The 12,093-nt window shown below is 43.5% G+C and carries 8 protein-coding genes; all 8 read right to left on the bottom strand.

From position 1 onward, the window contains the following. The coding region (locus AB4263_RS10490) for a conjugal transfer protein TraG N-terminal domain-containing protein (protein WP_372098183.1) at positions 1-5,141 on the bottom strand (5,141 nt) is incomplete at its 3' end. Between the two features lie 3 nt (positions 5,142-5,144). Further along, positions 5,145-6,551 (bottom strand): conjugal transfer protein TraH, encoded by a 1,407-nt coding sequence (locus AB4263_RS10485; protein ID WP_162299037.1) that lies wholly within the window; start codon positions 6,549-6,551, stop codon positions 5,145-5,147. Beyond that, complete coding sequence (locus AB4263_RS10480) at positions 6,538-7,065, bottom strand: hypothetical protein (RefSeq protein WP_086715044.1); 528 nt, start codon at positions 7,063-7,065, stop codon at positions 6,538-6,540. Before AB4263_RS10480 ends, AB4263_RS10485 begins: the two co-directional genes overlap by 14 nt. Positions 7,066-7,217: 152 nt before the next feature. Continuing rightward, positions 7,218-8,165: a conjugal transfer protein TraF gene (traF, locus tag AB4263_RS10475; protein WP_372050546.1), complete on the bottom strand. Its 948-nt coding sequence runs from the start codon at positions 8,163-8,165 to the stop codon at positions 7,218-7,220. A 3-nt stretch (positions 8,166-8,168) separates the two neighbouring features. Next, a complete protein-coding gene (locus tag AB4263_RS10470; protein WP_081231361.1) occupies positions 8,169-8,714 on the bottom strand; it encodes a hypothetical protein in 546 nt (181 codons plus the stop codon). Positions 8,715-8,748: 34 nt separating this feature from the next. Next, complete coding sequence (locus AB4263_RS10465; protein WP_154723888.1) at positions 8,749-9,378, bottom strand: hypothetical protein; 630 nt, start codon at positions 9,376-9,378, stop codon at positions 8,749-8,751. 272 nt (positions 9,379-9,650) lie between these two features. Then, the gene (locus AB4263_RS10460) at positions 9,651-10,145 is read right to left on the bottom strand and encodes a hypothetical protein (RefSeq protein ID WP_136987110.1); all 495 of its coding nucleotides are present in this window, start codon (positions 10,143-10,145) and stop codon (positions 9,651-9,653) included. 3 nt (positions 10,146-10,148) lie between these two features. Further along, positions 10,149-11,195 carry a ParM/StbA family protein gene (locus AB4263_RS10455; RefSeq protein ID WP_136987111.1) on the bottom strand — a complete coding sequence of 349 codons (1,047 nt, stop codon included), beginning with the start codon at positions 11,193-11,195 and terminating at the stop codon, positions 10,149-10,151. Positions 11,196-12,093: the final 898 nt, after the last annotated feature.

The raw sequence follows: 12,093 nt of genomic DNA, 5'->3' as shown, positions 1-12,093 counted from the left end.
GCTTCAAAGCTCGTTGACGCTAAATGTGCATCGCTTTCTTTAGAGATGAACTCATTGTCTGCACCTGTAAGCGCCGATCCCATGTCATTATCTGAGCTCGCAGTAAGGTCACTATTCGACTGACTAGAGCCAGTAGAAGCCAACATTTCATTACGGGCGCTCGGCAATTCCTTTGTCCCGTTAGCTATCTGAATAGCTTCATCTGAGTTAATTTCTCCACTTTGAACCGCATTGAACACTTCAATGCCTTCATCAGCAGTAAGTTGGCCACTAGCAATAGCCTCCATCACAATCTCTTTATCTCCATCAGCCATACCACTGAACTGTGAAGACTCCAATAATGCTAGGTCCATTGAACCGCTTCCGGTAACAGAAGGCGAACTTGAATCAGTGTCGTTGAGTGATGCTAGTTTGGTTTGATTCCCCATTTTGTAATCATTTTGAGAGTCCTCACTAGTTCCCGTGCCTTGATTACCGTTATTGGAGTCAGTGGATGCATTCACCAATTGGGTCTGATTTGTTCCCGTCTCCTTCTCTGAAGTATTAGGGCGTTGTGTATTTGCAACAGCATCAGTTGCCTTTTGAGTAGGAGCACTCGCCAGTTGTGTTGCTGACTCTACATTGCCCGACTTTGCTACTGAACTTTCAGTACGTGAGTTAGCTGGTACTGTCTCAGCCACTTTCTGCGGTGATGCGCTTGCCACTTGTGAACTTTCAGGGCGTGAGTTCGTAGATACAGTGTCAGAGGTCTTCGACGTCTCTACCGTTTCGGCTGATTTATTATCAGGAGCTACCTCTTGATTGCTTTGCACTTGGGTATGCTGATTATTACTGTCCTCTGGCTGTAATGGGCTACTAGGTAATGCGCTAACAACCATTGAAGCTAGTTTGGAGAAACCTGTTTGATCATTGCCTTGGGTTTGTTGTGTCGTTGTTTCCTTTGAATTATTTGCCTCTGTTGGTTGCGCATCAGGTTGGGTATTTTCTGTTGAAGCAAGCATCTCCTCTTTCTCTTGCAACGACGTAATTGCCTGATTAGCGGTCATTTCACCTGAACTTACAGCATTGAACAGTTGAGCTCCTTCTTTTACAGAAATCGTATTACTGTCAATGGAGTCAAAGATTTGTGATTTCTGTTCGTCACTCATACCACTGTTCTCTGATGCCTCCATAAGTGCCAAGCTTTGCGCTGCAGTTTCAGCGAATTTTGTCATTGAACTTGGTACTGGTGACGGCTCATTTGACGGTACAGAACCCGGCATTGCTGTGTTCGCTACGGTGTCATTAACACCCGTTAATGGAGTTGTTCCGTTAGATTGGCCCTCTTTAATTGCAGCTTCATTTTGCTCTTTACCTGTCGCTTCAAGTTGTGACAACTTCACTTCATTCGGTGTATCTTTAGATGCGTGGTAAGCTTTCTGGTGTTCGGCCCCATCCTCTGTTCCAATCTGCAGATAATGTTTAGATAACAATTTGCCATTTACGACATCGTAATTCTTATTGACCTCAGATTGATTTGATAGATTCGAAACTTGCTCATCAGTAAGGGATGTACCAAGTGTTGAGGCAACATGAGCAACGTTGTTGTAATCAATGTCTCTGAACCCGTCCTCAGAGCCACCCATAAACAGTTTATAGTCCTCTAACGCTTCCATGGTGTATTTGCCCGATGCAAGTCCACCGACTTCTTTGGCAAATGACTCATCCTCAGACATTTCCGTTCTTAGTTGTTCTATATTCCCAACCGCATTATTGTGATGCTTGATTTCAGTGTCACTGAGTAGCCCATCTTTATTGAGCGTGTTCTCATCACTGGTTAACGCGATCACAGCGGCACCATATACACCTTCGGAATTAGTGGTGAGTCCAAAATCACGAGCACTTGGGTTAGTTGCAATTTGTGGTCTTGTTAGTAAATCAGCACCTTTATTCAATGGTGATTCTAAGTGCTTCATGTTTTCTGCGGCAGGCTCTGATAGCTGTTGCGCTGTCGCAGAGTGAAACTGAGAAACTAGACCCGCTGCAACGTCATTTACCAATCCACCAGCATCTTTCGCAGCACTCTTAACTTCTTGAGAAATTGGAGTTGGATTAACTGTATCAGTGGCAGTTTCAATGGCCTTAATTTCATCTGTTTTCTCAGGCGCAACTTTTGATGCATTGGCGCGAGCCTTATCAACATTTTCCCCGTGCTCATCTTTGATATTTTTGGTGGTCAATAATGTACCAACCTCACCCAGTCGTTCATCTCGTGTTTTCTCAAAGCCTTGCTGGTGTCTTTGAATTTCTTCCGGAATGCCTGCTACGGCTGAGTTGCTGGTGGTATCTTTCACAGACCCTAAATTGTTACTCATCGTGGCAAAGTTTTTCGACATATCATTAAGTGCTTTGTCACCAATCAAGAAGTCGGCTTCATTGAATTTCTGCGAGATATCCATCAAGCCCGATTTCATTGAATTCATGTCTTTAGCGGTCGCCACTTCTTGATATTGATTAACCATTTCACTTGAGAAAAGTACTGCTGCAGCACGACCCACATCTCCGTGATAGTATTTAGATGCATCACGTTGTATTTGGAGGTTTCGGGCCTGAGCATTGGCATCAACGACTCTACGCTCCTCTGGGCTCATGTTGGCCATCTCACTTTCGGTGTTATAACCATTAGCCACCCACTCTTTAAATTCCTTATTGTTTGCCGCATTTGTAAAATTGGTTGAATAATTTTGATTCAAACCTTTTGCAACACCCAATGCGTGTTGCGTCGTTTCTTGGAATTGTTTCGCAGCTGTATAACTTTTCAGGTCTTGAATAGCATTTTGTCCCGTTTCGCCCCAACCTGTCGTTCTTGAAAGACCATGAACCTTTTGAATCGCTTCTTGACTAGTATATTGAGCACTGGTGCCGCCTTGTTCACTGGTCACGTAACCTAAGCTTGCCTGCAATGCCTCTGCCTCACGTTCCGTAAGGTTAAACCCGCCTTCTGCGTTAACCTGAACTCGGCCATCAAGACCAACCGAGAAATCACTTTTGCTTCTTGAACCCACTCGGTTTGTTTTTCCGGAACTCTTGTCATTACTCTTAGTGTCAGTAACTTGGACTCTTTCTGTTTTTGAATTGCCCTTATCTTCTATATGGCTAGTTCTCGTCACGGGGCCACGTCCGTGTCGTCCTGCAGCCTGAGAGCCCCCCTGCGTATTCGACATTGTTTTATTATTTTTTCCATTACTGTATTGGGTAGAGTCAGAAGCTTGAGTCGACGTCTTTGCACTCTCAGAGTTTTGCTGTGTTGAATCCTCTCCACTTCCCCAACCGAAACTTCCGCTACCCGAGCCACCACCACCCATTACTAACTTACCCATCAATTGAGTAATTTCTTGAGTATCTAGATTGGTGTTTTTCTGTAAACCTTCACGCACCTGCGATGCAAATTGAGCATTTTCAGAATATTGATGACTATCACTACCGTTCGCACTTTTTCCTTTTTGAATCTGCGTCATAAGCTGAGAAAGCTTGCCCCATGACTGTTGATGTGAAGCTTGGGATGATTGAACTCGCGACTCTGCCATACTTGATGTAAGGGATAAGTTACTGGTCATATTCGACATACCACTGAGTGTTGGCATGTTTTGATCTTGAATTTGATTTGTTGAATGAACCACACCGTTATCACCCATAGTCCAACTGTGATTACCCATTCTGAGTGAACCATTTTTGGCACCAACTGCAATATCTGGTGCGACAGCACTAGGATTAACATGTGCGGTCCCCCCGATCTTGCCAGCCATACTCACGGTTGCGTATTCGCCACCTTTCAAAAGCATATAAGCCAACATAGGAACCATTGTCGTCATGTAAGATGCGGTCGCTATATAACTTCGCGCTTCGGAATAGAAATTGGACAATCCCCCTATGGTGTATGCTGTTTGCTCAGTGATCGACGTTTCCAACGCATTTTGAATAGACCAATCGAGATAGAAGTTAATCAGAATCATCACAAATGGATACAATCCAACTAACACTAAGAATCGCATGTATGACGCGGCGATCTTAAAGCCCCCTTCACCAAAGATGATAAAGAAGGACATAAGTGGTGCAGCAAACCACACGAACGCTTCAAAAAATGAGATGGTGGCAGGGGCCATTTCAAGCCACAAGTTTCTGTCACCTGCCATAGTGAAAAGACGCTGTTGTTTCGCTTGATATTCCATAGCGTCAACAAGTTGGCCTCGTGCAGAATGACTAGCATCTAACCCCATAGCGTTCTTTTTGACGTGATAATCAAGGAAGTTATTCATTTGAAATGTGTAGCTGTCCATTGATGCAGAGCCCAACTGCTGAAGTGCAGAGCTTACTTGTGTCGCTGATATGCCTTTCGCTTCATTTAACTCATCGAGTCCGTCTGCTAATTTCGATTGGTCATTATCAATGTATGCGCTCAGTGCAGTGTAAGAGTCTTTACACGACATGAATGACGGTTGCCCTTCAAGATACATGTCGATGTACCAAATCGTTGAGCTGACCTCCATCGCGGCCCAAGCATCGACATTCGTCAATACATTGCCAACCTTCGCCTCTTGATAGGCTCCACCAACTTCCATGTCTTTGAACAAACAGCCATTCATGTAACTGTCTATGCTGCGTATGAAATCACTATCTGCATGCCCAATAGTACGAATATTCGGACTATTTACAGACCCTTCGATAGCCACCAGCGTTCTAAGTGCGTCTAAGTGTGTGCCTGAGTTCTGGGGCATCACAAAGATGTCACTCAAAATATCGATAAACGCGATAGGTACTTGAGTCGTTACAGCTCCACCGATAGCCAAACCAATAGGAATGTCAGTAAAATACGCTGAATCACCCGTACCAGCATGTTCGACTACAATGTCGACTCTCGGGTAGAAACACAGCATCCAGATAAGATAGCCCTTGCACACTGTTCCTAAGAATTCACCACCAATCTGACCCTTTTCAAAGAATTGTTTGAAGGCTGCAACGAAGAAGGAAAGAACTAATCCAAGACCGAACAAGTAGTTAGGCTGTCCAAAATCACCTGCTGATGGATCGAACGCCATCGACAAGCCAAGGAAAACTTGTCTAGCCCAATCAAAATTACCAATGGTATATATCAGAAATTCCATGACTTAGTTCTCCATACTCTTCTCGACTAACATATGCAAACGGTTCTTAGAGTCTTGTTGTTCATAGTGGCGGTCCACAATGTCCATCTGTATGTTCAACATTTCTCTTGCTTCTTTTATGTAGGCTTGGGCATTAGCATCGCTGTCGGCTTTAGCCGCGATTGCAACCGCATCCAAATACGCACGAGCAGATGTGAAAAATTGCATCGCAAAGTTGTACGCGTATTCATTAGCAATTGCCTCGTAGTAACCTTGGACCTCTGAACTTTTTCTGTATTTGGTCGCGAGTAAAGCTATGTAGCCATATACATCCATACCGCCACCCTGTATCACTGCTTTTTGAGTAGGACCAAAATCATTCGCACCGCGAGCACCTGTTCGATAGACCTCTAATACGCCTGCGGTCCCGTCTGTCGTTCCGTCCAACGCTTCTAAGAACTGTTTGTTCAACGGCCTCCAATCAATCGTTTCCTGAGTAACATCGAGACATTTAGAGCTGGCCACAGTATCTGGGTTACCGTCATTACACTTGAGCCTTGTCACTTGTTCTTGAGTATCAAAGCCACCAAAGGCGATATCTAGCAGAGTCAATGTCGCAGGAACCGGAGTTGTCGCAATTGAAGAGGTTTCGACACCTTGGCGGTCAGGGTCAGTGTTATCAGCAACATCTCGGATCTCGGTCCCAACTAGTGACATGACGGTTTCCGAAAATCTAGGGAAGAAGTCAGCGGCACCAACATTCATTTTTGATGTTCTCATGCCGTTAATTAGCAGGTTACCTGTCAGTAATTCCTCACCATTCTGAACTTTTTGGGAGAGCTCAAGCAATGAAGTGCCTGGGGCTATGTTTTGAAACCAATCAGCTGAATCTGTCGCAACACCAGTTGAGTTTGCGGCTTGACCGATTGCTAAAGCATCTCGGATTGATTGTTCATATGGGCCGACCGCGTTGGCCATTAATGCCTGACCCGCTTCACATGAGTTCTTGAAAAATTTGTTCCATTCATCCATCGCTTTTTTCAAGGCTTTGATGTTTGCAGCACACGTCGGACACAGAGCATCTAAAGCTAGGTTGAAGGCATACGACGCACTACCCGCTGCAATTTGTCTCATTGAGTTTTGGAGCATCCCTGTTAAATCTTTGATCATTGAAAATGAACCCAGATTAAGGTCGATTCCGTTACATCCGGCTTTCATCGACGGAACTTGAAAGTTCACGATATTTGGATCATGACTCTTAACACGGTATGAAAAAGAACCGAGTGCGATGGCGTTTTTATTACTGGTTTCGTAGTCGACAATACCATGACCTGTCGAGTACCCATTGAAGACGTCTTGCATTGGGTTGGCCAACACATTCATAGAGCATGTCAGCGAGGCGGCAACGATAAAAGACCTAATACGTTTCATAATTGATTGCCTCCTGCGCTTGTGCATTGACATTCTTTGTCAAACTTTTCTGTTGGTCTGATTCAGGCGAAGGGATAAACGGCAACACATTAAGTACCAACTCCTTCGCAATTTCGTAGCTGTCTTCAACCACTACTCGCTCATAAAACTGATATTCACTTGGTTCTAGAGTTTCAGGGTCAATAAGGTGAAGCTTGGCGAGTTCGTAGCTTGCTGACTCTGCAGAGCTATAAGCGGTCAAAGCTTCAGGGACCTCAAGAACGAGAGCTTCATAACGCAAAACTGGGAGCAAGCTTGAATAGAAATTAAGTAGGCTGACTTTCAACGCGTTGATGTCGCCTTTATTCGACGTAATAGCGCCAAATAGCCGCTCGTAATCGGGCATTTCTACTATTTGTCGAGTCGTCGATTGATGGGAGTTGGTAGTGTTTGATGACGTAATCACGGGCTTTTGTGACTCGTTAGCCATCACTAATGTACTGAATGTCAGTAGAACCACTGGTATAAGCTTCATGACCATATCCTGATAGAGAACTAGGATTAGTGTTACTTAACGCCAGTGCAAAAAATTCAAATAAGGAGCCTTTTTTCGGTAATTAACGTGCAACTGATATAAAAAAGCCTGCTCATTAACTAATGAACAGGCTCCAATTAACCGCGATAAAGTTAGTAACCTTGCTGTGCCTTGAGGTTCGATTCTAAGATTTCAACTAGATAGTTTGCGTCTGTTAAGGCTCTTTCTTCATCAATATCTTCAAATCGTGTAATTTGCTGTAGTGACTCAACTGCCGACGCGTCGTTAAATTGTTCTTCTGAAATCACATTGGCCGTCTTTGCCTGAATAAGAACCAATCTGACTATTTCACTTTCAGTCACAATGCCTTGTGAAATGGGCGCTACGAACTCACCGGAATTACCGACTAAAAACAAAGCAGGCACTCTTTGAACGCCTAGCTCTTTATACTTCTGCTTGGTATCCGGTTGATACTCAGGAAACATACCATTTTCCATTGGCGCTAAATCGATGCTGATCGCATTTACATTAAAGCCATATTTGCTCATGAGGCGTTGGACAATTGGTGCTTGGCGTTTACAGTAATCACAAGTGCTCTCAAAAAAGAACCATAACCCCGCTTGTTTTGCTACTTCTTGAACCACTTCCTGTTCTGCACGATTCTTAGCTTCATTCTTAGCATTAAGAGCAAAACTCGATGTTGGCCTTGCTTGTGTTTCATCAAGAAGAGGGTTGTTGATGACATCTTGCATCCACGCTTCCCTAAAAGCAGTCGCCTTGTCCATAATCACACGTTGCATGTATCGGGCTCGTTGGATGTTCTCCGGACTAGGGTCATTAATTGCTTCACCAACAAACTCCATAAAGTTCGCTCGAATCCATTTCGTCGACATAGGTTCAGGACCAGATTTTGCTGTACTTGGAGGGGCAATAGGGACTGGTGGAGGCACGGGCTTTTTGGGTTCTTCTGGTTCAGGCTCCCCATAAAAGTGCCAACCTTGAGCGGCACTTTTATCATTGACGAAATTTGCATCTGCCGTCGCGGTAGCTGCAAATGCAAGGGCGCATAACATCGATAAGCCTAGATAGTTCGATTTCATAATCTATACCTCAGCGGCTTTGGCTTTACGACGATTTCTCGCTCTTTCTGCACGACAATGAGCACAACCAGTACCAGGTCTTTCAGTGTGGCCAATATATTTTGTCCCACACTCACATTTGAAAATGTGGATCGTACCGTCACCGATACGATGAAGGAGTTGAACAAATCGATTGAAATTCACGTAAGCACGTATGTCTTCACTCGATTCATCAAATACTCTTGCATAAGCATCAAGCATCTTGTCGATATTGTCTTGAAGCGGCAATTTCACTGATGGGTCATTGGAGAGGATTGAATAATAAGCCCAAAGCTTATTCGAGATGGGAAACGCTTCCGGTACTTGATGAAGAAAGCTCGCATCTTTACCCATTCTTGATTTTTTAAAGTCTGTCTGCATTCGGCCAAGCTCATGTTGAGCAGACTTAGGCACTGAACCTAAAAGGTCTTTAATTGTGGCTGCGTTTGCACCAAAGCGTACAAGATCGAGTGCTCGCGTCTCCAATTTCAGCGCCATTTGAGACGCTGTGGATAATTGTATCTCGGACATATGACTATCCTTTCAAATTGTGAACAGACTGAATTTAGATCATATCGGTCAAGGTACGCATACGAATGCGTTCTACGCCGACATTGTGACTTTGAAATTCATGAGTCTCTAAGGCATTCAACATCTCAGCTTCAGTACCTTCGTGAAATACGAAAGGATTGATACCGGCAGATGTGAACCTGACAATTTGAAACAACTCAAAACTAGCAAACTTAGTGATTTCTTGTTGAGTTGCCATTAGCTCAATCATCGCAGAATGCGGATCTGTTTGAGCGAGGTTGTGCATTGCGAGAATTAGTGATTGGCACTGAAAACTCATCTCATCGGTAGAAGGTGTAGATTCAGAAGTGACATTGAGATAAGCGTTCAATCGTGTTCGATAATTTTCAAACTGGCCTGTTTCAATTGCGGTATTGAGAACCGATAAACCTGTTTGTTTAGTGCAGCCAGAACGTAATGGGGCAAGGGTAAAGATATGGTGCTGCATCTCTACAAACTTCTCTAGAGTATCGGGCTCGATACTTATAAATCGATCTACGTCGATGTTAGTCAGAAAGTTAATTTGAGCGGAGCATTCTCTGTTAGTTAAAACAGATTGGTGTGCAGCTGACAATATGCGAGCGGAAATTGCACGCACGGCTGCCATGTGGCCTAGACGTTTCATAAGTAAATCTTCCATGCTTTTACGCGGTTTGAACGATCCCAACATTGACCTTTCAAACACCTTACTAAGCTCACCACGAGCGTTGTTAGGTTGCGTTTACAGTATTGACGTTGTGTTCATTTATACGAAATTACGAATTCCATAATACGCAATTTGTTTTAGTGAACTCTTGGATTATTGCATAAATGTATAAAATCACAACAATGATTACAAAAAAACATACACATTCGCAATATTAATCCTTGACTTATTGCAAATGTACTATGTCAAAATCAACTGATTAATCCGCTTGAAGTCAAGTTATCAACCAGTTCCGTAGATACCAAATCTGCTGGGTCTGTCTGTGGTGATTTAGCTTCAGGTATCTGTGGAGAATTTTGGGAAGAACCGTGTTCGTTGTTGGTGTTCACGTTACCCAAAAATCGATTAATAATTGCTTCACCGGATTGGTGATATAACAGCCCCAATTGGAAAAGAATTGGGAGTAACCAACTTCGGTTTTCACAATGATTCAATTCGCTTAACAAAACTGGGAAATCACGTTTAGATATTCTAAATCGCTCATTAACCTTCTCGCCGTTGAACGGCATCGTAAGCTCAACTTGTGATGATATCTTTTCCCAGTTCGACTCGTGCAATCGCTTAATCACTGCGCCTTTGTTTAGTATTCGTCGCAACATGATGCGCTTAAACTTGGGACTATCTGGGATCTCGATAGCTCCCCTTTCCACCCAAGTCGACAGGTTAACATCGATACTATTACTCATAAGCTACGCAACCTTGTTTGAATTAACACCCGCGATTTGTCTAGCTAACTCAGCAAAACCAAGGCATACAGCAACTTCATGTTTCTCGACTAACTTCACAGTATGTCTCGGAAATGCACGTTCTAGCGCTCTCGCGAAATCGGGAGCTGGACCACCAGACACAATAAACTCTTGTATGTCTGATGCTTCACCAAGCATGTTTGTAAGTAAATCGACTGCTTCATTGCACAAACTGTCAATCAGCGGCAAGCAATCAAAGACACCATCAGCGACAGGGAAGTCATACGTTTCAGCAAATATTTCGAGCTTTTTCGTGTTGAATGCCTTGTCTACCAATTCGGTCCCGATGGACGTACCCAAAACCTCAGACAGGTAGGTGCTCAGGCTTCTGAGAATTTTCCCCTGACCTAGTTCGAATGCCTTTGTACGTTCTTCGTCGATTGTAAGCCCCGTTGAAGTCAAGAAGTCGGTTGTTCCATAACCTGGGTCAACAGTAACTCTCGCTCGGTTCCCAAGCGCCTCCATAATCCCGCAGTTCATTTTCTTTGCTTCAGACTTTGCATGATAAGTAAGTGCGCCAAGTGGCTGCGGCAATACATGTGCCTGTTTTACTCGGATCACTCGCCCATCCACATGATGTTCACCAATCATAAAATTGAGTAGTTCATCTTTACGATCAAGTTGGTTTAATGGAAGACCAGCCACCAGCAAGTCAATGCAATCCGTTTTTAATAGACTTAAGCCACCGATAAACAGCGCCTTGTAAGCCGGACTTGAGATGTAACGTTTATTAAGAAGTCTTTCGTTGGCGTCAGCTGCTTTTGACAAAACTCCCGGCCCCACTTCATAACTACTTCCGTCAATGTTCACTAAAACCGTATTTCGCTGAGTTGTGCCAAACGATTCCAGTCGCTTCAGCTCTGTAGGATTCACCTTTACAGCTCTTGATGGGAAGCAATGGTAATAACAGTGATCGCCTGTTATTTCAGATGCAACGCAGGTGGTTCCAAAGCCTACATCTATCGCTGCAACTTCCAGTTGTTTGTTCATAATCAATCACTCCGATCATTTGTCTTGATGTCAAACCTAGTGATACACAAAAATTGATGATGGTTTAGCAATTAGTGAGGGTATTTTTCATGTTTATTGTTAGCTGTTGAAAAATATCGTGCATGAATCGAATAAAATCGTATTGCGTATGAGGAAAATCGAGATGCTTGGGAAATATTGATAAACACCGTAATAAATCGGTTAAGAAATGACATTTGTAGAAACAATTGAAAAAAATTGCATAACATCGTTTCTATTTTGGTGGGATTGGGAATTGTATGGGAAGATTTGCGCGTTCTTGAAAGCAATTAGCCAGAAATCGAAAATCGTTACTCAAAAGAACGTCCATCAACCGACATACACATTTTGAGCGGTATTGTTAATCCTTATTTTCAATGACGCGCCTTAACGAAAGTAATCTAGTTCTGATCATCACTGCTAATCAACCACCATGAAACGACAGTTCGTTTCAGAATTTGGCATCACTGTCCCTACATATATCAATGGTGGTATCAAAATTCGACTAAAATTGAACCACCAAAACATTAGCACCTGCTAATAAATGAGATGTCTGACACCCCCCTCAATATATGTAGGGAATTTGAAAATGAGGATTTTATGAGTGTGGTGGACATATCTCCTACATATACATGGGGTGGTATCAAAAAGACGAAAAAGTGACTGGTGACAACGAAAATTCACACGAAAATTCAGCCTTTCGTCATATATTAGTGGTGGTGTACCACCCTCCGTATAGTAGTATTATAAAGGGGGAGCTAAAAAAAAGGCTCCCGCCAAGGGAGAGGTCGCTGGCGCATGGCAATTTAGAAAAGACCCTGCCCGAGAGTTAATCATTGACCGTGACACCCTAAGAATCGGAATCGACCCTGCCCGAGCA

It is taken from the genome of Vibrio sp. 10N.261.55.C5 (assembly GCF_041470505.1).
GTDB classification, from domain to species: domain Bacteria; phylum Pseudomonadota; class Gammaproteobacteria; order Enterobacterales; family Vibrionaceae; genus Vibrio; species Vibrio crassostreae_C.
This window is presented reverse-complemented; position numbering and strand designations above follow the sequence as displayed.

Excerpts from the sequence above, each read along its gene's own strand:
- AB4263_RS10485 (WP_162299037.1), bottom strand. The coding sequence starts at position 6,551 with ATGAAACGTATTAGGTCTTTTATCGTTGCCGCCTCGCTGACATGCTCT.
- AB4263_RS10480 (WP_086715044.1), bottom strand. The coding sequence starts at position 7,065 with ATGAAGCTTATACCAGTGGTTCTACTGACATTCAGTACATTAGTGATG.
- traF (WP_372050546.1), bottom strand. The coding sequence starts at position 8,165 with ATGAAATCGAACTATCTAGGCTTATCGATGTTATGCGCCCTTGCATTT.
- AB4263_RS10470 (WP_081231361.1), bottom strand. The coding sequence starts at position 8,714 with ATGTCCGAGATACAATTATCCACAGCGTCTCAAATGGCGCTGAAATTG.
- AB4263_RS10465 (WP_154723888.1), bottom strand. The coding sequence starts at position 9,378 with ATGAAACGTCTAGGCCACATGGCAGCCGTGCGTGCAATTTCCGCTCGC.
- AB4263_RS10460 (WP_136987110.1), bottom strand. The coding sequence starts at position 10,145 with ATGAGTAATAGTATCGATGTTAACCTGTCGACTTGGGTGGAAAGGGGA.
- AB4263_RS10455 (WP_136987111.1), bottom strand. The coding sequence starts at position 11,195 with ATGAACAAACAACTGGAAGTTGCAGCGATAGATGTAGGCTTTGGAACC.